This window comes from Ohtaekwangia koreensis, from assembly GCF_900167975.1.
GTDB lineage: Bacteria > Bacteroidota > Bacteroidia > Cytophagales > Cyclobacteriaceae > Ohtaekwangia > Ohtaekwangia koreensis.
Map to the genome: position 1 here is coordinate 321,439 of NZ_FUZU01000001.1, position 22,744 is coordinate 344,182.

The window sequence follows — 22,744 nt, forward strand, 5'->3', positions numbered from 1 at the left end:
TCATCTTTCAGAATTAGAAAGTATCTACTTCGCGGTACGCTTTGATCAATGCTATTTCACCTTCTTTACCAGGCTTGGATATACCATGCTCCATTCCCCATACACCACGATAACCTTTATCGTATACATGCTTGAAAATGTTTTTATAGTTGATCTCACCCGTTGTTGGTTCTTTTCTTCCTGGGTTATCGCCAATCTGAAAATATGCGATCTCCTCCCAGCAGCGATCTATATTTGATATAATGTTTCCTTCATTGCGCTGCATGTGATAGATGTCGTACAGGATTTTGCACGAAGGGCTGTTTACTGCTTTGCATAATTCATACGTTTGGTCGGATGTGCGCATGAACAGATCAGGTACATCACTTAAGGGTTCGAGCACCATGATCAATCCATTGGGTTCAAAAATTTCTGATCCTCTTCGCAGGGCATCTACTACATTGGCAGTTTGTATACCTATAGGAATATTGCGTTCAAAAAATCCCGGCACTACGGTCATCCATTTTGCATTCACACGCTTGGCTAGTTCAACACACGCTTTGCAAGTCTTGACGAAGTTGTCTTTGAATTCCTGTTTGCCAGTGGTTAATGATACTTTCCAGTTATCTCCACCATCCACAACAAATACACCCATGGTCATGCCGAGCTTTGCGAGAGTCGCGCCAATTTTATCCTGCTCTTCTTTTGTGCGTTTTAATAGTCCATTATCTTCAATACTTCTGAAGCCCTGGTCGTACATGAACTTAATCTGATCTATAAAATCTTTTCCAGCATGGTTTGCAAACATTCCATCGTGCGGGCCATAATTACACTTGAACGTTTTTTCTGCTGTGCCTGCTGCGGGTGAGTTCACAACGGTTGAGGCAAACGCACTTCCGAGTGTTGCTGTAGAAGCGGCCACAGTAAAACCGTTCTTCAAAAAGTTTCTTCGTTTCATGGTGTGTTGGTTTGAGTTGTCTCTCAATATAGTATAAATAGTATTGACGTGCGCGTGTTTTGGGACGAAGTGTTGTAGCCGGATGTAGAGTGATATATAGGATTGAAGATTTATAAACAGTATGATTGAAATTGAATTTTCTCTGGCCAATCACTCAAGTCGGCTATAAATGAAAAAAGCCAGCCCTGGAAATGGCTGGCTTTATGTTATCAGTATTTTAAGTACTAGATGATGAGCATCGCATCACCGTACGTAAGGAATTTATACTTTTCTTTTTTCGCAACTCTGTAAGCTTCCATGATCAACTCATATCCACCGAAAGCAGAAGCCATCATTAATAATGTGGACTCTGGCATGTGAAAGTTTGTGATCATCGCGTTGCAGATCTTGAAATCATACGGAGGGAAGATAAACTTGTCAGTCCATCCTTCGCGTGCTTTCAAGCGGTTCGTAGCGGATACAGCAGATTCCAGAGCACGCATCGTAGTTGTACCTATAGCACATACTCTGTTCTTGTTGTCCAATGCCTTGTTAACAATATCAACAGCTTCAGTTCCAACAATGAAATTTTCGGAATCCATTTTATGCTTGGTAAGATCTTCAACATCTACCGGGCGAAATGTCCCTAGACCAATGTGAAGAGTAACGAAAGTCATATCTACACCTTTCAACTGAAGGCGTTTCAATAACTGGCGTGTAAAGTGAAGACCTGCAGTAGGAGCGGACACAGCACCTTTGTTTTTAGCAAAGATTGTCTGGAAGCGATCTTTATCTTCTGGCTTAACTTTACGCTTGATATACTTTGGAAGCGGAGTTTCTCCCAATGTCTCAACCACTTTATCAAAAGCAGCGGAGTCACCATCAAAAAGAAAACGGATTGTACGGCCACGTGATGTGGTGTTGTCTATAACTTCAGCAACGAGATCGCCATTACCGAAATATAGTTTGTTGCCAACACGGATTTTCCGCGCAGGGTCAACCAACACATCCCATAAGTGCATATCAGCATTCAGCTCACGCAGCAGGAATACTTCGATCTTGGCACCAGTCTTTTCTTTTCGTCCATAAAGACGAGCAGGAAACACCATGGTGTCATTGCCGACCATTACATCGCCATCATTGAAGTATTCAACGACATCTTTAAATATCTTATGCTCTATTTTGCCGGTGTCTTTATGTACCACCATAAGCCGTGCTTCATCACGGTTCTCAGCTGGGTCAAGGGCAATAGAGTTGTTAGGGAGTTCGAATTTAAATTCGGATAACTTCATATTCGTTAATGCAAAGTATGCCCAATAAAGGGTAAATTTTATTTTGGGTTGCAAAAATAAGGTAACAATTGGCTTTTACGACAAAAGGTGCTCTTTTTTTCAAGCTTGTAACAAAAAAGCAAGATTTTCAGTCTTTAAAGAGTAATTTGTTAGGGAATAAGCCGACAAACTCATTTAATCTAACATTGCGTTACTGACAAAATGTATACTTTACGCCAGATTTTCGAAAGTTTCCGGTTTGCCTGGAGGGCATTAAAATCCAATATCCTGCGCACAGTGCTCTCGTTGCTCGGGGTAACGGTGGGTATTTTTGCCATCATTGCCGTGCTCACGCTGGTGGACTCTCTTGAGAAAAACATCAAAGACAGTCTTAATTTTATTGGTACCAACGTGATCTACGTTGATAAGTGGCCTTGGCTAGCAGATGCCGAAGGTGAATATCGCTGGTGGGATTTCTGGAGACGACCTAACTCTTCTTATAACGAATACAAGTTCCTGCAGGAAAATCTGAAATATAGCACGAACATCGCCATCTATGCCGATAAGGGTAGGATGACTGTGAAACGTGATAACAACAGTATCAGCGACGTGCGTCTTGTGGGTGCCAGTGAGGGATATGAAAATATTTTTACCGTAAACATCGATAACGGTCGCTACCTCACAACGGATGAAATTGTCGGAGGACGGGATGTCGTGATCATTGGATACGAAGTATCCAAGACACTTTTTCCGAATGATGATCCGATTGGTAAAGTCGTGAAGATAAAGAACAGGAAGTTCACCGTGATCGGTACTGTAAAGAAGGAAGGTCAAAGCTTTATGGGGACTCCAAGTAATGATTATGTTACCATTGTACCGTACACAGCGTTCCGAAAATTATATCAAACCGGCTCGGGCCGATGGGATGAAATGGAATCCAGTATAGGTATACGCGGGCTGGAATCTGATTTAGGATTGGTTGAATTGGAAAATGAGGTGCGTGGTGTTATGCGTGCAAGGCGAGGACTTCGCCCGTCTGATAAAGATAATTTTGCGATCAATCGTCCCGAAGCACTGGCGAATATCATTGGTAATTTGTTTGATGTAGTAGGTATTGCCGGATGGATCATCGGAGGGTTCTCTATACTTGTAGGAGGGTTCGGTATAGCAAACATTATGTTTGTTTCCGTAAAGGAACGAACGAGCGTGATAGGACTACAGAAATCACTCGGTGCGAAGAATTATTTTATACTCTTCCAGTTTTTGTTCGAAGCCATTTTCCTAAGTCTCATAGGAGGACTCATGGGATTATTCCTGGTATATCTGATCACCTTTATTCCGTTGGGGACACTCGTAGTTACACTCACGGTTAAAAATATTGTGCTGGGCTTGGCAGTATCTTCTGCTATAGGATTGATCTCCGGAATTGTACCAGCGGCAATGGCAGCAAGACTTGATCCGGTAATTGCCATTCGGGCAACATAATATATACCAGATACCATCAAAGTATATATAAACAAATAGCCCGCGATTCAATCGCGGGCCATTTTCATTTATACAATCTCCGAAAATCGGACTATCGACTTTTGTTTTATCTTATTTTTCTTTTTCCTCCAGTACTACCTTTTTATCTCCGGTTACACCTGCCAGATGATCTTTGATTTTCTTTTCAAGTTCATCCATTAACTCAGGATTGTCTTCGATTAGTTGTTTAACTGCATCACGTCCCTGACCGAGTTTGTTCCCATTGTAAGAGAACCATGAACCTGCTTTTTGAACTACGTTAAGTTCAACACCAAGGTCAATGATTTCACCGGACTTAGATATACCACGACCATACATGATATCAAATTCAACTACTTTAAAAGGAGGTGCTACTTTATTCTTAACCACTTTTACTTTTACGCGGTTACCGGTAATATCATCAGCAGCTTCTTTAATCTGTCCAATTCTACGAATGTCTAATCGTACAGATGCGTAGAATTTCAAAGCGTTACCACCCGTTGTTGTCTCAGGGTTACCGAACATCACGCCGATCTTTTCGCGTAACTGGTTAATGAAGACACAAGAGCAACCTGTTTTGCTGATAGTACCTGTAAGCTTACGAAGAGCCTGTGACATCAGACGTGCCTGCAAGCCCATTTTACTTTCACCCATCTCGCCTTCCAATTCGCCTTTCGGCACAAGGGCAGCAACCGAGTCAATTACAATAATGTCAATTGCTCCCGAGCGGATCAGGTGATCGGCAATTTCCAAAGCCTGTTCACCATTGTCTGGTTGAGAGATCAAAAGATTTTCAGTATCGATGCCGAGCTTCTCTGCGTATGCTTTATCGAAAGCGTGTTCTGCATCGATGAAGGCTGCAAGACCGCCACGCTTTTGTGCTTCGGCAATGCAATGCATCGTAAGCGTAGTTTTACCAGACGATTCAGGTCCGTAGATCTCTGTGATTCTTCCACGGGGAATACCGCCAATACCAAGGGCGATGTCAAGGCCAAGCGAACCGGTAGAAATAGCAGGTACATCCACTACTTTCTCATCGCTTAGTTTCATTACGGTTCCTTTACCGTATGTTTTTTCAAGTTTGTCGATCGTTAACTGAAGTGCCTTCAGTTTTTCTTTTGCATCACTCATATTTATTATTTTATTCTCACGTTGTAGATCAGGCTAACAAAGCTTGGTTGAAAGTACAAAGATCATTCAGAGCACACTTCAGGAATCTATTTTGTTAACCTTGAAAAAACTGAATACTATTATTATTAGTTTTAATTCGGGATAAAAATACTAATTAAAATAGAAAATCAAAACGCTTAAAGTTGATTGCTCCAGGTTTTTTATTCTATAAGTATCATTTTCCCGAAACCTGCGATCAATTTCGGTTTAACCAGCAATGGCATTTTCAATGTGTACAAAGTTGCCTGATACTTTTATCTTGCGGACTATAGATGGAGAGAATTATTTTTTAGGTGTATGCTGAGGCGTTCAGGTAAAATCATTAAACGCATATTGCTGGCAATCACAGCGATCGTTGTTATACTCGTTATCATTTATTGGGAACTCGTTACTTATGGCATTCGTCAGGGTTACGGGCAGCTAAACATCGTGTGGAGTGCACGCCCTGTAGAGGAATTCATGGCTGATCCATCGTTTCCTGATTCACTCAAAGCAAGGTTAACGTTGATCGATGAAGTACGCCAGTATGCGATCGATTCACTCGGCTTGAAAGACACCGAGAACTATAAGACGCTATATGACCAGAAAGGCAAGGAGGTTATGTGGGTTGTTCTTGCAGCAGAACCTTTCAGACTCCAACCGAAAGAATGGGAATTTCCGGTGATCGGCTCTGTACCGTACAAAGGATTTTTCAATCAGCGCCTAGCCTTCGAGTTGAAAAAAGAACTGGAGCAACAGGGATTTGATGTGATCGTACGAAACCCTGGAGGCTGGTCGACACTCGGCTGGTTTACAGATCCCATCCTCAGTAAAATGCTCAGCCGCAGCGAAGGAGATTTAGCGAATCTCATCATTCATGAAATGTCGCACGCCACTATTTTTGTAAAGGATAGTGTTGACTTCAATGAAAACCTGGCCACATTTATTGGTGATCGGGGTGCAGAGAAATTTTTGATCTATAAGTATGGTAGAAATTCTCGCGAGTATATAACGTATATCGATGAAGATAAGGATTATCTCAAGTATGTAAATCACATGCTTCGAGGTGCAGGTCTGCTGGATAGTCTATATAATTCTATGCATGAAGGAGATTCCCTCGAAAAGAAAAAACAACTGAAAGAAGGTGTCATCCGGAAGATCGTTACCAACATGGATACACTTTCGCTTGCGTTGACAAAGCACCCATCACAACGCTTCAAAGATAAATTGCCCAACAATGCTTACTTCATGAATTTCCGTCAGTATCAGTCCAAGCAAAATATTTTTGGAGAGGAGTGGACCAACACTTTTCATGGTGATCTGCGCGGGTATATAAAATACTTGAGTGAGAAGTATCCTTTCCTTTGAGACGAGATTTCGATTGAAAATCAATTTCTTCTTCTTCCCCGAAGGTCGTCATAAAACTTTCTTTCATTACCGAATTGTTATGTGTGCTTAAGGAATTGTTAAGAAACACTTCCTGGTTTTTAATGGGCTTTTTTATGTATATTTTTGGAACAAATAGTTGAACTATGGGAAACAAGCAAATGCACAAAGTGCTTGTCGTAGACGATGAAGAACCGATTTTGGAACTTCTGAAGTACAACCTTGAAAAGGGCGGATACGATGTAAAAACAGCGTCTGATGGCTCTAAGGCTGTAGATATTGCCAAGAAATTTGTGCCAGACCTGGTACTTCTCGACATCATGATGCCAAAGATGGATGGCGTGGAAACCTGCAGACTGCTACGCGACATTCCAGAGTTGCAAAAAACATTTGTTGTTTTCCTCACCGCGCGTTCTGAAGAATACTCTGAGGTAGCAGCGTTTGATGTAGGAGCAGATGATTATATAACGAAGCCTATCAAGCCACGGGCATTGATGAGTCGTATCAGCGCTCTGTTCAGAAGAGATTCCAAGAAGTCATCTCCTTCGAGCCTCATTACCATTGGCGAACTTACCATTGACAGAACGAGCTATACCATTAAGGTGAGCGAAAAAGAAATCAATCTTCCTAAGAAAGAATTTGAATTGCTTTACTTCCTCGCGCAAAATCCCAATAAGGTTTTTAGCAGAGAAGATCTACTTCAAAATATCTGGGGCTCGGATGTATATGTACTTGCCAGAACCGTAGATGTTCACATCCGTAAAGTGCGCGAAAAAATCGGTGACGATTTTATCACCACTGTAAAAGGTGTAGGCTATAAATTCAGTCTTAATTAAAGTTTATACGCTACTCGTGAATCGTTATGTTATATTCTTATAACTGCAACGATTCACGGTTAATGTATCAACAGTTCACGGATAACGGCTAAACAATTATCTTCGGGCATGGTTTACAGTTCTCGCGGTCTTGCCCTGCTGTTAGCATTCTGCATAGCACTCATTACGTCTTTATTTCTTTCGCTGTTTAAAAGCATCGCAGTAAGTGCACTGTTAGTAGCATTCGCGATCAGTTTTTCTGTTTCATATTTATTAATCTTTACTGTTCTGGAGTTTCTCATCTTCAGAGAAATCAATAAGATATATAAGTTGATGGGGAAGCTTAAAAAGAAGGAGCTTGCGAAAATTGATAAGCAGAAAACAGCTCCTCTCAATCCACTTAAAACAATCAACGAAGATATTTATTCATTTGCTGAACTGAAGCAAAAAGAGATTGATGAGCTCAAAAAACTCGAAGCATTCCGCAGAGAATTTATAGCCGATGTATCGCACGAATTGAAGACTCCTATTTTCGCTGCACAGGGATTTGTTCATACGCTGCTCGATGGTGCCGTGAATGATAAGACGGTGCGGACTAAATTTCTAAAAAAAGCTGCGAAGAGTTTAGATGGACTCGATATACTGGTTCAGGACCTCCTTACACTCTCACATATTGAAACCGGTCAGATCAAAATGCATTTTGAAACGATCGATATGCATAAGTTAACAGAAGAAGTGTTTGAGCAGTTTGAAGAGAAAGGCGAAAAAAGAAATATCAAGTTACGTGTAGAGGGCTCACACCATAAAGCTTTGGTATATGCCGACTGGCAACGGATCAGCCAGGTGATGACTAATTTTATCAGCAACGCCATCAAGCATTCGCACGATGGTTCCGAAGTGGTAGTAAGCTTTGACATCAGCAAGAAGAACGTTGTTACCCATGTGCGCGACTTTGGTGAAGGTATACCTGCCGAACATCAAGCCCGCATCTTCGAGCGGTTTTATCGTGTTGATAAGAGCCGAAGCCGAGAGAAAGGCGGTACAGGTTTAGGGCTTGCCATCGTCAAGCATATCCTCGATGGTCATAATACAAAAGCAGAAGTACACAGTGAACCGGGTAAAGGTTCTACTTTTAGTTTTAAATTGCCGCGTGTTAAGCCTGACGCAGATCAGGTAGATTAAACTAAAAGCATTTTTCATTGAAGAATTCCAGTATCAATTTAGAAGACCTTATTCTCTTCGAGGATGACGATTTTATCCTCATCAATAAACCTCCGTATGTTTCTACGCTGGAGGACCGCCATGAGAAAGTTAATTTGTTAGGCCTGGCGCGCGACTATATTTCTACAGCACAGGTATGCCATCGTCTCGATAAAGATACTTCCGGGGTACTCGCAATTGCGAAAAACCCGGAAGCCTATCGTCACATGAGCCTGCAGTTTGAAAAGAGAGAAGTAACGAAAGTCTACCATGCTGTGGTAGATGGAATCCATAACTTTAAAGACGATCTCGTTGATCTTCCGATCCTGAAACAGGATGATGGTGTTGTAAAGATCAGCAAGCGCGAAGGTAAATCTGCGCAAACTTATTTCACTTCGCTGAAGTCTTATAAACTTCATACCCTGGTGGAATGCAGACCCGTTACCGGAAGAATGCACCAGATCCGAATCCATCTGTCAACATTGAAAGCTTCTATTACAGGAGATGAACTATACGGAGGGAAACCATTCTTTTTATCGAGTGTAAAACGCGGTTTCAATTTGAAGAAGGAGACAGAAGAACAACCTATCATGAGGCGCATGGCACTCCATGCTTATGCACTTACTTTTGCAGATTTGAAAGGCGATAAGAAAACCGTGGAGGCACCATATCCCAAAGATATACAGGCATTGATCAAGCAGTTGGAAAATAACAGCTGATGAAACATGAAGCATAAATATAAATTGCCTTGGGATTAATCCCGAGGCAATTTATATTTTACAATTCCAAGACTATATCTCCTTCAATAGGATAGCCAGTGCATGTCAGCACTCTTCCTTTTTCTACCTCTGCATCTACAAGCACTTCATTGTTCCACATCCATACTTTGCCTTGCGTACAAGTGGCAGCACACGTTCCACATTGTCCGGATTCACAGCTATAGGCTAATGGTATATTCATCTTTTTAGCATGTTGAAGAATGGTTTCCGGAAATTGCGTTTCAAAAGTATATATGTTCCCATTCATTCGGATTTCAACCCGGTGGATCGCTTTATCAGGTGGCTCATTTTTTCGCACTGGTTTGTGTATTGCATAATGCTCTTTTCGAATGTTGTCAGAAGAAACACCCTCTGTTTGTAAAACGATGGTAGCCATCCGCATATAGTCATAGGGTCCGCAGAGGTAAAAAAGAGTTTGATGGCAATCTTCAGCAGCATACTTTTTTAAGAGTACTTCAAGTAACCACTTGCTAAGTCTGGCACGTAACAGGTTGGGAGAAGTACTGAATAAGAATTCAATCTTGAAGCGATTGCTATACCGCTCTTGCAAGTTAGTAAGCTCTTTGTGAAATATAGTTTCGATGGGCTCACGATTACTGTAAATAAGAACCACTTCTAAGGTCGGGTGATGATAAAGTATATCTTTTACCAAAGAATAAACGGGCGTGATGCCGCTTCCCGCTGCCAGAAAAATAAAGCGTTTATATCCCTTAATATTTTCAGGCAATGTAAAGTAGCCGGACGCACCAATGGTAAGCAAAACATCACCCGGTTTCGTGCGATCAATAAGTTTTCTGGAATACTCTCCGTTTTCAACACGCTTCAATGTAATCGCAGGAATGTCGTCTAACCCAGGCGTTGTAGAAAACGAGTAGCTCCTTCTATCTTCTTCCTGTTGATCATGCTTTGGGAAAATAAACGTAATGAATTGTCCGGCCTCATATTTCAACGGCGTTCCGTCTTCATAAAGAAGCTGAAAAGTCTTTACGTCTTTTGTCTCTGATATAACGTCCTGGACAACAATTCTTTTATAAGCTGATGATGTATTGTTCAATCGTATAAATTTAATCTTGTAACTATAATTCTAAATCTTTATGTCAAATGCTTAAATTTAACATAATCCCCAAGCATCATGTACTATAAGGAGATTCAACCGCCCGCTATACTACAACACCTGGTAAGATTTTTCTGGGTGCTCGAATATAACGGAGAGATCGAACATCCAGTTCAGTACAAATTACTCGCAGAGAGTTTTCCCGGACTTGTATTTTTCTTTAACAGTCAGTATGGTGCTATCAATGGCCAGACTACGGAGTACAAAACATTTTCAATGTCGGGCAAATTTAAAATGATGGGAGTATACTTATATCCTTATGCGTTGCCGCTGTTGTTTAAAACTCCATCGAATGAACTTACACACCAGCATCTGCCTTTAGATGACTTCAATCGAAAGGAGTTTAGTGTGTTGGAAGAAAGGATACTCTGTGCACTTACCGATGATCTTCGTGTTAGTATTTTGTCAGACTATCTCCTTCAAAAAACTCAAAAGCAAAATATACCGGATGATAAGTTTCTTCGAGGCATTCAGTATATAATTCATAGCAATAGTGATGTTAAGATAGAGACCCTCGCAAGACAAGCCGGCATTTCCAACCGTCAGTTGGAAAGAAAATTTCAGACTTCCGTAGGCTTTTCGCCTAAAGTATTTTTAAGGCTTATACGATTTCAGAAAACGTTGCGTACAGCGCAATCACAGACTGTGAAATCTTTAACTGACATTGCCTATGCCGCTGGTTATTTTGATCAATCTCACTTCATTCGGGAGTTCAAAGAATTTGCAGGATTCTCACCCCGTGAATATTTCAACCTTCCTGCTTCATGTCGTGCTGATAATTTTATTCAGCTTCATACTTAAAGTATATATCTATATAATTTCTGATCTGGATAATGATAACGGCATCATGTCGCGTTTGTCCAATTATATACCAGCATTCCCTTCTAGCTTCATCATCATATTTTAACAAATAGAATTATGAACGATCAGAAAAAACAGACTCCCGCTCCTGCGGGATATTCCAGGGTATGTCCTTACCTCATGGTTGCCGACATTGAAAAGTCACTACTATTTCTAGCGGAAGTGATGGAAGGAGAGGTCACGGAAAAACTTACAGCTGCCGATGGATCGATCCGTCATGCGGAAATTCAAATCGGTGATTGCACCATCATGTTAGGAAAAGCACAGCCGGGATATCCGACCGAAAGCATGACCTATGTTTTTGTATGGGATGTCGATGCCGTATTTGAGAAAGCTCTTCAGAACGGAGCGGTCTCGATCATGAAACCTGACAATCGGTTTTACGGCTATCGTGAGGGCGGCTTTAAGGATCCTTCCGGGCATCAGTGGTGGATTGCGCAAGTGGTGAAAAATGTTTCGAAAGAAGAGATGGAAAGACTTGCCGCCAACGGTTTCTCTTCGCAGAGTTGAACGATAATTTGGAATTTTTTGGTAAAAAAATCGAGGCATTCAGTTTGAGAGTCGGAAAAAAAGAGAACTTTGCGAGCCGAAAGAACTCTTGGTTATTGGCCAAACGACTAACGATCAGTGTTTTATCATAGATGCGAAATTGTTTTAATTGATTTTAGAGCAATTTCGAAATCATGCTTGCATTTACCAGACAGGCAGTTTACCTTTGTGTCCCTTTTTAAAAGGGGTAAGTGTTTTTAATTGAATTTCTAATAATACAATGGATCATAATAGCTATAAAACACTGAATGCCAACAAGGCTACAGTTGAAAAAAGCTGGATAGTGGTGGACGCAGAAGCACAAGTGCTTGGCCGTGTTGCTAGCGAAGTTGCCCGCATTATCCGTGGTAAGCATAAAACAAGCTACACGCCAAATGTAGATTGTGGCGATAACGTAATTGTTATCAACGCTGAAAAAGTAAGAATGACTGGTAAGAAGTGGACGGATCGTGTGATCTACACTCACTCTGGTTATCCTGGCGGTCAGCGCGAGCACACTCCTACCTTGATCCGTTCAAAACATCCTGAGCGCCTGATCGAGCACGCTGTACGTGGTATGCTCCCTAAGAACAGACTCGGACGCGAACTTTTCAGAAGCCTGCATGTTTATGCTGGTAATGAACATCCTCATACTGCTCAACAACCTAAAGAAATAAAGTTCTGATATCATGCAGATCATCAACACAATCGGTAGAAGAAAGACCTCCATTGCCAGAGTGTATGTAAAACCTGGAAAAGGAGATATCAAAGTGAATGACCGTGATCTGAAGGAATACTTCCTTTCTGAAATTCACCAAACTACAGTAAAACAACCTCTTGCTACCGTTAAGGTAGAGGGTCAGTATGATGTAACAGTAAATGTTGAAGGTGGTGGCGTAAAAGGCCAGGCTGAAGCAGTTCGTCTTGGTATCGCCCGGGCATTGGTTCAGTTTAACACAGAAAACAAACCTGCTTTGAGAAAAGAAGGCCTGTTAACGCGCGACTCTAGAATGGTTGAGCGTAAGAAACCAGGTAGAAGAAAGGCGAGAAGAAAATTCCAGTTTAGCAAGCGTTAATAACAAGAGAATGGCTGAAAAATTAACATATCAGGATTTGTTGGATGCAGGTGTACACTTTGGTCACCTTACCCGCAAGTGGAACCCGAAGATGGCTGAATACATCTTCATGGAAAATAACGGTATCCATCTTATTGACCTGAATAAAACTCTGGCGCGCTTAGACGAAGCGGCTTTCGCTCTGAAGAACATCGTTCGCTCAGGTCGTAAGATCATGTTCGTTGCTACTAAGAAGCAAGCCAAAGACATCGTATCAGAAGAAGCAAAGCGTCTTAACATGCCGTTCGTTACAGAGCGTTGGTTAGGTGGTATGCTTACAAACTTCGCTACTATCCGTAAGTCACTGAAAAAACTTGCACAAATCGAAAAGTTGATGAAGGACGAAGCTTTCACAAACTTGGCGAAACGTGAACGTTTGATGGTTACTCGCGAGAAAGCTAAACTCGAAAAATTGTTAGGTGGTATAGCTGATCTGAACAGACTTCCTGCTGCATTGTTTGTGATTGACGTAAAGCGTGAACACATCGCTGTAACAGAAGCTCAGAAATTGAATATCCCAGTGTTCGCATTGGTAGATACAAACTCTGATCCTTCAGGTGTAGATTTCCCGGTTCCTGCTAACGATGATGCATTCAAATCAATCAACATCCTTACTAAATATATTGGTAAAGTGATTGAAGAAGGTTTGATGGAGCGTAAGAAGGATAAGGATGACGCTGCTCAGAAGAAAGAGGAAGATGAGAAAAGAAAAGTAGATACTGCGGTTGAAGAAACCAAGTAATAGAATGCGCTGATGTGCCGGTGCAGCAATGTATAGGTAGTCATAATTAATGCAATGATAATGCACTAAACATCGGCCTAAAGCCGGTGTTTAGTTTTTTTAGGGAGTCCAAACGGAATAATCGTAAAATATAAAATCGTAAATACTATGTCAGCTATTTCAGCACAAGATGTAAACAAGCTCCGCCAAATGACGGGTGCAGGTATGATGGATTGTAAAAAAGCCCTCGCCGAAGCCGAAGGCGATTTTGATAAAGCTATTGAGATATTAAGAAAGAAAGGTCAAAAAGTTTCTGCTTCCCGTTCTGACAGAGAAGCGAAAGAAGGCGCTGTATTTATTAAAGTTAGTGATGACCAGAAAGAAGCTGTTCTTATCGCACTTAACTGCGAGACTGATTTCGTAGGTAAGAACGAAGAATTTCAAACGCTTGGTAAACTGATTGCTGATACTGCATTTGCAAATAAGCCTGCTACGAAAGAAGCATTGTTAAGCCTGACTGCTGGTGGTCTTACATTGAATGACAAAATTATCGAGCTGGTAGGTAAGATCGGTGAGAAGATCGAAGTGAGTGAATATGTTCACATGACTGGTGAGGCAATTGTATCATACATCCATGCCGGATCTAAATTAGGTGTGCTTGTATCACTGAAAGGTGTTAATGGTAAAGATGTAACTGAAGCGGGTAAGGATGTTGGTATGCAAATAGCAGCTATGAATCCGGTAGCCGTTGATGAATCATCTGTGGACAAAGCTATCATCGAAAAAGAACTTGAGATTGCTAAAGCTCAAATTCTAGCAGAAGGTAAACCTGAGAACATGGTTGAGAAAATCGCTCAAGGTAAACTTCAGAAATTCTTCAAAGAAACAACTTTGTTACACCAGGCTTTTGTGAAGGATAACTCAAAGACTGTTGCTCAATATCTTGACAGCGTGACAAAAGGATTGACGGTAGCAGAATTCAAGCGTGTAACAATCGCTTAGTTCGAAGCCTGATATATACTATACATTTAAGCCCGTTTCAGTATCAACTGGAACGGGCTTATTTTTTTATCCGGCTTTTGTATAATTAATTTTGGGATTTGATTGATATACTATATCTCTGCGAATAGAATCAAAGCGATTGCTATTATCCCTTCGCGTCAATAATTTCAATCTCCGTTCTTCGGTTAATCGCGCGCCCTTCAGACTCATCATCGTTACTTACAATGGGACGTTCCGAGCCATACCCTTTCGCTGTTAATCTTGAAGCATTGATGCCATGCTCAATCAGGTAAGAGACAACAGCACTGGCGCGTCTTAAAGAAAGCGCTTTGTTGGTTTCCGCATTCCCGGTGTTATCAGTGTGTCCGTTGATCTGAACACTTAACTGCGGATTTATAATTAATAACTCCTTGATGTTTTCAACCTCTGCTATAGATTCCGGTTTCAGATCGGATTTACCTATATCGAAGAAGATATTTTTCAATACTACTTTTGATCCGATCTCTGCCTTTACCATAATGATGTGCGTATCAATTTCCTGGTACTCGGCAAATTGAGGCAGATTAAAGTTGATGGAGTTGAAAAGATATCCTTGTCGTTCTGTCGCTACACCATAGTTACCACCGTGAGGAATGATAAGTTCAAAATCACCCGTCTGAGGATTTGAGTTGATCTTCGTAATAACCTTGTTTGTAATGTTATCCACCAATGAAATTGTAGCGGCCAACGGTTGGGCTGTAGTTTCATCAATTACTTTTCCCTTCAGCAGGGTAACAACCTTGTTAGCTTTATGTACTTCGATGATCGGATCGACAAACTCTGTTGCCGCAGGCTCTGGTGTTTTGGTTTCTGCAACAGGTTGTGTTACCGCAGGAGGAGGTGTTACAACTACCACTTTAGGCTCTTCCTTGATCACTACCGGAGGTTCCTCTTTCGGTTTCTCAACCACTTTTGGTTCTTTGGTTTTCGGCTGCTCAATAACTTTCGGCTCTTCAACTTTTGGTTGCTGAACGGCAGGCTCTGTGCTGGCAAGCAACACCGGCTCCTTCTCTTCTTTTGCAGGAGGTAAAAATGTAATGGTATATATATCTGCGCTACCCATACCCTCTGCACGAAGCGTTGAGTAATAACCTGTTTTCTTGTCTTCTGAAATGCTGAAAAATCCATCATACTCAATGGAGTTGATTGGGTAACCTAGATTAACAGGCTTCTGCCATTTGCCATCTTTAAATTCGCTTTTATAGATGTCATTGCTACCCATACTCGGAAGTCCATCGGATGAGAAATATAGGGTAACACCATCGGGATGAATGAACGGTGAATCTTCGTTGCCAGGTGTATTTATAGCACTTCCCAGGTTAGTAGGCTTGGCCCAGTTTCCTTTTGCATCCAGTGTGCTCACCCATATATCGAGTTCACCTTTTCCTCCCGGACGGTTGCTGGCAAAAAAAAGTTTCTGTCCATCAGCAGAAATGCAGGCAGAAGTTTCCCAGAACAGCGGTGTGTTGATAGTCTTACTGAGCGGCTCAGGTTTAGTCCAGTCGGAACCTTCAAGATGTGAAGTATATATATCTCCAGCCCCATCTTCGTAATAGAGAAACAAAGTTTTGCCATCCGGAGAAAGCGAAGCTGCAGCGTCATTAAATTTTATGTTGATGTTAGGACTGATCTTTTCAGGAGTGCCCCAACTGCTGCCGGCTTTCCGTACTATATATATATCTTCGAAGTTAGTGCCACTTTTAATTTTATAGTCGTCTGTAGAACGATTGGAAGTAAATATCATCGTCTGTCCGTCGCTGGAAACCAATGGAGAGTATTCATTGAAAGAAGAATTTACTCCCGCTCCCACATTGGTAATAACAGCTCTGATAGGTTTGCGCGTGAGGGAATCACCAATCTCGCATTCGAATATTTTCTCGGTAGCTAACTCATATAGCTTCTTGTTTTTGCTTCGAAACTCTTCGTAGTGTTCGCGTGCTTTGGAGTACTGATGATTATTTTGGTAGGCCATACCAAGATAGTAATGGATGTCCTCGCTGATATTTGACTTGGCGTTAAATGCTTTTTCGAGGTAAGGAAGCGATTTTGATTTCGTCTCCAGGTAGAGATAGCACATCCCGATTTTGAAATTCACATCGGCATCATCGGCTGCATTTGCATCCAGTAAAGCCTTTAAAGCGTTTTCATAATCTTTCTTTTCGAATAGACGATTACCCTTATCAATAAGATTTTGTGATTGGCCGGGGATCGAGATCATCAGGCCAAAAATGAGTAGCGTCAGGTAAACTAGCTTATCCATCAGGTGGATAGAAATTGATTATAAAAAGGTGAAAAAATCACAGTAAATATAATTGAAAAAATGCCTGTAAAAACATTATCGATCAAGGACTTGGCGATATACATGCACGCTGGTCGATGATATGAAGTATACCATTCTTTGCGTGATCGTTGAATTGTCATATGTCTATTGATACGAGGCATCAGCGATTTCATGACGTTTTTTTCTTCGCCTTATATCCCGGACCTCTTACAGTTCTACCGGGCTTCGCTCCGGTATGCTCTCCATTTTGTAAAACCTGCACGCCATTAACAAAAACATGCACCATGCCGGTGGCATATTGTTTCGGTTTTTCGAAGGTCGCGTAATCCTGAATTTTTGCAGGATTGAAAATAGCGATATCACCGTAGTAACCAGTTTTCAGGCTACCACGTTTTTTTATTTTCAAGTTGGAAGCAGGTAATGATGTTAGCCTGCGAACAGCCTCTTGTAATGATATTAATTTCTCATCGCGAACATACTTTGCCAACACACGTGCAAACGTTCCGTAACTTCTTGGATGCGCACCTTCTTCCAGGTTTTTGTCATCAATGGTTTCTGATCCGCCATCGGAGCCAAAGCTTACATAAGGAAGTTGAATGATGCGTTTTATATTGTCTTCAGACTGCTGATAGTATAGCGCTTCAATTCTTGATTTATCACGCACGATCAGGTCGATCACCGTTTCATCTGCATTTTTACCATGAAGACGTGCAACTTCACTCAGGCGTTTACCTTTATATAGTTTGTTAAGCGAATCCAAACGAAAGCCCATCAATACTACATATTCAGGTCCTGAATTTTTATAGGGAATTCCCATCTCCATTTCATAAAGTACTTTTTTGCGAATGGCCGGAGTCTTCAATTTTTGCCGCATTACTTTCGCGCCACCCTCTTGCACCCAGTTAGGTAAACGTGAGGTGAGCCCCGTAGCGCTGGCCGTATAGGGATACATATTCGCTGTAACTTTTAGCCCGGCTTTTTGTGCACTGTCAATTTTAGTAAGCAGCGTATCAATCTTGTTCCAGTTACGGGCTATATTAATTTTCATGTGGTATATCTCCGTATGGATCTTCGCTTCCTTTGCTATACGAATTGTTTCATTAACAGCATCGAGAATAAAGTCACCCTCACTGCGCATATGTGTAGTATATATACCTCCGTATTGTGAAGCAACTTTGGATAATTCAATCAACTCTTCGGTAGATGCATAAGTTGCTGGTGCGTAAATTAACGAAGTGCCCAGTCCCATTGCGCCTTCTTCCATCGCCTGTTGTACAAGCTGTTTCATTTGTACAAGCTCAGCATCCGTAGGTTTACGGTTATCGTAGCCCATCACATAATTGCGCACAGAAGTTTGGCCTACAAAAGAAGCTACATTAGGTGACGTACCTTTTTTCTGCAGCCAGTTGAAGTATCCTCCCAGCGTTGTCCAAAGGCTATCTACAGCAACTTTACTTTTTCGTTTCATTGGTCCTGGCGACCAGCCTTCACCAAATACTTCCAGCGTCACACCTTGTTTGATGTCACTCATCGAGCGGCCATCCTTCAATAAATTCTGATCGGCCCAACTTAACATGTTTATAAAACCGGGAGCAACTGCGAGACCTGTTGCATCAATTTCTTTTTTGCCGGAAGCATCACTTAATTTTCCTATAGCAGCAATGGTATCTCCCTGTATCGCGATGTCTCCTGTAAAAGGTGCAGATCCGGAACCGTCATATACCGTTCCATTCCGGATGATAAGATCATACTGTTGTTTGGGCTTTTGTATGCAAGCCAGAACGATAAAAAGTCCTGCTGCAGAAAAAATAAAGTAGCGCATGCGGAAGAAAAAGAATACGATGATAGTGAGGTTTCAGGAGAAATGAAACGTGATGTAAGAAAGAAGCATGAGTTACTTTAAATGATACCCAGTCGCGTAAAGATGGGGAATGATACCATTTTAGTTTCGCCTGTTGGCCAGTGTTTCCGTAGATTTTCCGCTACAGCGTCCACCGGATTGATTGCATTTTGTTTGATGAATTTTTGTGTAGCAGACCAGCTCTCCAGGTAGCCGGTGAGGTGCTCCAAAGTCCAATGCACATCAATCGAAAACGGAGGCACTATAATTTCCTCGAAAGGGAATGCTATAGTTTTATACTCTTGCTCCACCAGTCTTCGTGCATCATCCCAATATGGACCGACAGTGTTGGTATAAAAATCCAGTATGATCTCATCGATCACAGGATTAATATATAGCAATGCATACCCCCAAGCTGCGAGGAGCGATCCGGGTTTACCAATGCGTTTCACTTCAGTATAAAATTGATCACGGTTAAACCAATGCAACGCCTGGGCTACGGTGATAAGATCAAATTGTTGATTATCAAAGGGTGTTTTTTCAGCGGTACTTACCGAGTAGTGAATGTTGTTTTCATGGAAGGCGTTGTCCAGTTGTTGCTGACTAATGTCGGTAGCATAAACATGTGCAAAATGTTTGGAAAGATATTGTGCAACCTGGCCGTTACCAGTAGCACAATCCCACGCAGTGCCTTTATTTTTTAAATGTTGAAAGATAAAATGATATAGTGCTTCGGGATATGTGGGCCGGAAAGAAGCGTAGATTTTCGAATGGTTGGAAAAGTAGTCTTTCATACCTTCTTATACGAAAGAGCGAAGGTCGGGTATATATAGGAACGAGATCTTTGTAAAAAAAAACTGTGAGCACCCGTTAAGGATGCTCACAGCTATATATTTTATTATTTTTCAGATTATTTCTTAACAGTCAACGCCAGTTCTTTTAACTGCTCGTCTGATATAGGAGAAGGTGAGTCGATCATCACATCCTTACCTGCATTGTTTTTAGGGAATGCGATAAAGTCACGGATAGAATCTACACCACCGAAGATGGAACACAAGCGGTCGAATCCAAATGCTATACCACCGTGAGGAGGCGCACCAAATTCAAAGGCATCCATCAGGAATCCAAATTGTTTTTTCGCTTCCTCCTCTGTAAAACCAAGATGATTGAACATGAGTTGTTGAGTAGGTCTGTCGTGAATACGAATCGAACCACCACCAACTTCTGTTCCGTTGATCACCATGTCATACGCATTGGCGCGTACTTTACCAGGATCCGTATCGAGTAAATGAAGATCTTCAATTTTCGGAGAAGTGAATGGATGATGCATCGCGTGATAACGCTTGGTCTCTTCATTCCATTCCAGCAACGGAAAATCGATTACCCACAGCGCAGAGAATTTACTCTTATCGCGTAAGCCAAGTTTCTCTCCCATCAACAAACGAAGTTCATTCAATTGCTTGCGGGTGGTATAGCTTTCGCCTGCCAATAATAAAATCAGATCACCAGGTTGAGCGTTGAATTTCACCGCCCATGCTTTTAATTCTTCAGGAGTATAGAATTTATCAACGGATGATTTTAATGTACCGTCAGTTCTATACTGTAGATATACCAAACCCTTGGCGCCAACCTGTGGACGTTTTACATATTCAGTAAGCTCGTCAATTTGTTTGCGGGTATATTCAGAACATCCTTTTGCATTTATACCTACCACGAGTTCAGCGCTTTCGAACACCGGGAAATTTTTCCCTTTCGTAAGCTCTGTGATCTCAACAAACTTCATATCGAAACGAGTATCCGGTTTGTCAGATCCATATAGTTTCATGGCGTCATCATAAAACATACGCGGTACAGAAGGAAGCTCTATACCTTTTACATTCTTGAAAAGATGACGCACCAATCCTTCGAAAGTATTAAGTATATCTTCTTGTGTAATAAATGCCATCTCACAGTCGATCTGTGTAAATTCAGGCTGACGATCGGCACGCAGATCTTCATCGCGGAAACATTTCACAATCTGATAATACCGGTCGAAGCCGGATACCATCAGTAGTTGTTTAAATGTTTGCGGCGACTGAGGTAAAGCATAAAACTCACCGTGATGAATGCGTGATGGTACCACGAAGTCACGTGCACCTTCCGGTGTAGACTTGATCAGCACAGGTGTTTCCACTTCTATAAATTCCTGGCCATCTAAATATGCGCGCGTTTGTTGCGCCATCTTATGACGGAGTTGAAGTTTTTCGCGCACCGGATTTCTTCTCAGGTCCAGGTAACGATATTTCATACGAAGGTCATCGCCACCGTCAGTCTCATCTTCAATGGTAAAAGGAGGAAGTTTTGCTGTATTCAGAATTGTAAGCTTCGATACTTTCACTTCAACTTCGCCCGTAGCAATCTTATCATTTTTGGAAAGGCGTTCAACAACAGTTCCTTCCACCTGAAGTACATATTCACGGCCGGCACCACGGGCCACGCTAAACAATGCGGCATCCGTTTTTCCTTCTTCAAAAATCAACTGCGTTATTCCGTACCGATCACGAAGGTCAATCCAAAGAACACTACCCTTATCGCGCTGGCGCTGCACCCAGCCAGCCAGGGTTACTTGCTTGTTAACATCTGCTAATCTCAATTCACCGCAGGTGTGGGTTCGTAACATGTTAGTTTTAATTAATTTAGCCGCGAATTTAACAATACTTTGTCTCCCTGCGCGATATGCTAAAAATTAAAAGTGCCATTCCGAATATGTTGATTGTATTGGCTTTGACCTGCCTGGCAGCCGATAAACCGAAGCTTGTGAAAACGAAGGTGAATGACCAGATAACGGTATCTATTCCACAAGGCTGGCGCCCCATGGATGCTATGGATTTCACACAACGTTATCCTTCCGTTCGTGCACCGTTGGCAGCCTATACCAATGAAGATAGAATTGTTGATTTCAGCGTAAACATTTCTGCAACACGATGGCCGGATACCAACCATGAACTTGCAAAAGAATTTTTCAAAGCAAGTCTGATGAATACATTCGATCGGGTTGATATGATTCAGGAAGGTGTTCAGGAGATCAACAAAAAGAAATTTATCTATTTCGAATTTGAATCAAAGATCAGCGGCAACCGACAGCAGGAAGGATTTCAGGATCCCATTATGCGCTATACCTATATTCAATATTTACTGGAACCAGGCCGAACGCTTGTCTTCTCATTCAACTGCCCGAGGCGTGTAAAAGATCAGTGGCAGGAAACAGCGCGAACGATGATGAAAGCAATTAAAGTAAAGTAGTTTTTCGGCTTTGCGATTTGCATCTTGAGTTTAAGCGTAAAGCTTTTAGCTTTGCGTTTTGCTATGGAATTATATACCGATGAATACTTCATGCGTGAAGCAATGAAAGAAGCTGCGAAGGCTTTTGATATAGGGGAAGTGCCGGTAGGAGCGGTTGTAGTGAGCAATAATAAAATTATAGGCAGAGCGCACAACCAGACTGAAAAACTTACTGATGCTACCGCGCATGCTGAAATGTTAGCCATTACGGCTGCAGCAAATTATTTAGGATCAAAATACTTAAGCGAGTGTACACTATATGTTACACTTGAGCCTTGTGTAATGTGTGCCGGAGCTTTGCATTGGACACAGTTGCAAAAATTAGTATTTGGTGCTTCAGATATACAGCGTGGATATAGTCTGGTAAGTACACCATTACTACATCCAAAAACGGAAGTAGTGAAAGGCGTGAAAGCCGAAGAGAGCAAACAAATGTTAACCGATTTTTTTAAGAGAATCAGAAATTAATTAGTCACATGGAAATAAAAGGAAAAGTAATCCAACTGTTACAGTTGCAAACCGGCCAGGGAAAAAAAGGCACATGGAAGAAACAGGAATTTATTATTGAAACACAAACTCAATACCCTAAAAAAGTATGTCTTTCAGCATGGGGAGATAAAGTTGATCAGTATAATTTGTCAGTTGGCGATGAAGTTTCAGTATCGGTTGATCTGGAGAGCAGAGAGTATAACGGACGCTGGTATACTGAAGCAAGAGCATGGAAGCTTGAGAAGAGTGGTGGCAGTGGCAAAGGTAGCAGCAGTGCACCGCCTCCTGGCGATGAACCTTTTTATGGAGACAATAGCCCGTCAGATGATCTGCCTTTCTAGGAAGCAGATACGATCAGTCGTAGCAGTAACATAAAATAATTAGTATAATCATAATACTTGTGAAATTTTCTCG

At 41.6% G+C, this 22,744-nt stretch carries 22 protein-coding genes; 14 read left to right on the forward strand and 8 right to left on the reverse strand.

The window, feature by feature from the left end; genetic code table 11:
• Positions 1-13 precede the first annotated feature (13 nt).
• A complete protein-coding gene (locus B5Y40_RS01335; protein ID WP_079684911.1) occupies positions 14-937 on the reverse strand; it encodes a hydroxypyruvate isomerase family protein in 924 nt (307 codons plus the stop codon).
• Positions 938-1,161: 224 nt separating this feature from the next.
• Positions 1,162-2,208: a tRNA preQ1(34) S-adenosylmethionine ribosyltransferase-isomerase QueA gene (gene queA, locus B5Y40_RS01340; RefSeq protein ID WP_079684912.1), complete on the reverse strand. Its 1,047-nt coding sequence runs from the start codon at positions 2,206-2,208 to the stop codon at positions 1,162-1,164.
• Between the two features lie 201 nt (positions 2,209-2,409).
• On the opposite strand from queA, the gene B5Y40_RS01345 reads away from it, so the two are divergent.
• On the forward strand, positions 2,410-3,672 hold the full coding sequence (locus B5Y40_RS01345; RefSeq protein WP_079684913.1) for an ABC transporter permease: 1,263 nt from the start codon (positions 2,410-2,412) through the stop codon (positions 3,670-3,672).
• Positions 3,673-3,783: 111 nt separating this feature from the next.
• Here B5Y40_RS01345 and recA read toward each other — a convergent pair whose 3' ends face one another.
• Complete coding sequence (recA, locus tag B5Y40_RS01350; RefSeq protein WP_079684914.1) at positions 3,784-4,821, reverse strand: recombinase RecA; 1,038 nt, start codon at positions 4,819-4,821, stop codon at positions 3,784-3,786.
• Between the two features lie 336 nt (positions 4,822-5,157).
• On the opposite strand from recA, the gene B5Y40_RS01355 reads away from it, so the two are divergent.
• The 4 genes from B5Y40_RS01355 (at position 5,158) to B5Y40_RS01370 (ending at position 8,959) form a co-directional block, all read left to right on the forward strand.
• Positions 5,158-6,207, forward strand: coding sequence for an aminopeptidase (locus B5Y40_RS01355; RefSeq protein WP_079684915.1), 1,050 nt, complete (start codon positions 5,158-5,160; stop codon positions 6,205-6,207).
• Between the two features lie 164 nt (positions 6,208-6,371).
• Positions 6,372-7,061 (forward strand): response regulator, encoded by a 690-nt coding sequence (locus B5Y40_RS01360; protein WP_079684916.1) that lies wholly within the window; start codon positions 6,372-6,374, stop codon positions 7,059-7,061.
• A gap of 108 nt (positions 7,062-7,169) precedes the next feature.
• Complete coding sequence (locus B5Y40_RS01365; protein ID WP_079684917.1) at positions 7,170-8,222, forward strand: sensor histidine kinase; 1,053 nt, start codon at positions 7,170-7,172, stop codon at positions 8,220-8,222.
• A gap of 17 nt (positions 8,223-8,239) precedes the next feature.
• Positions 8,240-8,959 (forward strand): RluA family pseudouridine synthase, encoded by a 720-nt coding sequence (locus B5Y40_RS01370; protein WP_079684918.1) that lies wholly within the window; start codon positions 8,240-8,242, stop codon positions 8,957-8,959.
• Between the two features lie 58 nt (positions 8,960-9,017).
• Here B5Y40_RS01370 and B5Y40_RS01375 read toward each other — a convergent pair whose 3' ends face one another.
• Positions 9,018-10,073 (reverse strand): flavin reductase family protein, encoded by a 1,056-nt coding sequence (locus B5Y40_RS01375; protein WP_079684919.1) that lies wholly within the window; start codon positions 10,071-10,073, stop codon positions 9,018-9,020.
• A 78-nt stretch (positions 10,074-10,151) separates the two neighbouring features.
• Between B5Y40_RS01375 and B5Y40_RS01380 the strand changes: the two genes are divergently transcribed.
• The 6 genes from B5Y40_RS01380 to tsf all read left to right on the forward strand — a co-directional run bounded on the left by B5Y40_RS01380 (position 10,152) and on the right by tsf (position 14,360).
• Positions 10,152-10,934, forward strand: coding sequence for an AraC family transcriptional regulator (locus B5Y40_RS01380; RefSeq protein WP_079684920.1), 783 nt, complete (start codon positions 10,152-10,154; stop codon positions 10,932-10,934).
• 117 nt (positions 10,935-11,051) lie between these two features.
• Positions 11,052-11,504, forward strand: a complete 453-nt coding sequence (locus B5Y40_RS01385; protein WP_079684921.1) for a VOC family protein — start codon at positions 11,052-11,054, stop codon at positions 11,502-11,504.
• A gap of 259 nt (positions 11,505-11,763) precedes the next feature.
• Positions 11,764-12,207: a 50S ribosomal protein L13 gene (gene rplM / locus B5Y40_RS01390; protein WP_079684922.1), complete on the forward strand. Its 444-nt coding sequence runs from the start codon at positions 11,764-11,766 to the stop codon at positions 12,205-12,207.
• 4 nt (positions 12,208-12,211) lie between these two features.
• The gene (gene rpsI / locus B5Y40_RS01395) at positions 12,212-12,598 is read left to right on the forward strand and encodes a 30S ribosomal protein S9 (RefSeq protein WP_079684923.1); all 387 of its coding nucleotides are present in this window, start codon (positions 12,212-12,214) and stop codon (positions 12,596-12,598) included.
• Between the two features lie 10 nt (positions 12,599-12,608).
• The gene (rpsB, locus tag B5Y40_RS01400) at positions 12,609-13,379 is read left to right on the forward strand and encodes a 30S ribosomal protein S2 (protein ID WP_079684924.1); all 771 of its coding nucleotides are present in this window, start codon (positions 12,609-12,611) and stop codon (positions 13,377-13,379) included.
• A 147-nt stretch (positions 13,380-13,526) separates the two neighbouring features.
• A complete protein-coding gene (gene tsf / locus B5Y40_RS01405; protein ID WP_079684925.1) occupies positions 13,527-14,360 on the forward strand; it encodes a translation elongation factor Ts in 834 nt (277 codons plus the stop codon).
• A 145-nt stretch (positions 14,361-14,505) separates the two neighbouring features.
• Here the strand turns inward: tsf and B5Y40_RS01410 are convergent, their stop codons facing one another.
• The 4 genes from B5Y40_RS01410 to aspS form a co-directional block, all read right to left on the reverse strand.
• Complete coding sequence (locus tag B5Y40_RS01410; RefSeq protein ID WP_245840454.1) at positions 14,506-16,659, reverse strand: OmpA family protein; 2,154 nt, start codon at positions 16,657-16,659, stop codon at positions 14,506-14,508.
• 190 nt (positions 16,660-16,849) lie between these two features.
• Positions 16,850-18,502, reverse strand: a complete 1,653-nt coding sequence (locus B5Y40_RS01415; RefSeq protein ID WP_079684926.1) for an N-acyl-D-amino-acid deacylase family protein — start codon at positions 18,500-18,502, stop codon at positions 16,850-16,852.
• Between the two features lie 77 nt (positions 18,503-18,579).
• Complete coding sequence (locus B5Y40_RS01420; RefSeq protein ID WP_079684927.1) at positions 18,580-19,314, reverse strand: class I SAM-dependent methyltransferase; 735 nt, start codon at positions 19,312-19,314, stop codon at positions 18,580-18,582.
• A 116-nt stretch (positions 19,315-19,430) separates the two neighbouring features.
• On the reverse strand, positions 19,431-21,179 hold the full coding sequence (gene aspS / locus B5Y40_RS01425) for an aspartate--tRNA ligase (protein ID WP_079684928.1): 1,749 nt from the start codon (positions 21,177-21,179) through the stop codon (positions 19,431-19,433).
• A 56-nt stretch (positions 21,180-21,235) separates the two neighbouring features.
• Between aspS and B5Y40_RS01430 the strand changes: the two genes are divergently transcribed.
• The 3 genes from B5Y40_RS01430 (at position 21,236) to B5Y40_RS01440 (ending at position 22,671) form a co-directional block, all read left to right on the forward strand.
• Entirely contained in the window at positions 21,236-21,802 is a 567-nt protein-coding gene (locus tag B5Y40_RS01430; protein WP_079684929.1) for a hypothetical protein, read from the forward strand.
• A 63-nt stretch (positions 21,803-21,865) separates the two neighbouring features.
• Positions 21,866-22,309 carry a nucleoside deaminase gene (locus B5Y40_RS01435; protein ID WP_079684930.1) on the forward strand — a complete coding sequence of 148 codons (444 nt, stop codon included), beginning with the start codon at positions 21,866-21,868 and terminating at the stop codon, positions 22,307-22,309.
• An 8-nt stretch (positions 22,310-22,317) separates the two neighbouring features.
• Positions 22,318-22,671 (forward strand): DUF3127 domain-containing protein, encoded by a 354-nt coding sequence (locus tag B5Y40_RS01440; RefSeq protein ID WP_079684931.1) that lies wholly within the window; start codon positions 22,318-22,320, stop codon positions 22,669-22,671.
• Positions 22,672-22,744 lie beyond the last annotated feature (73 nt).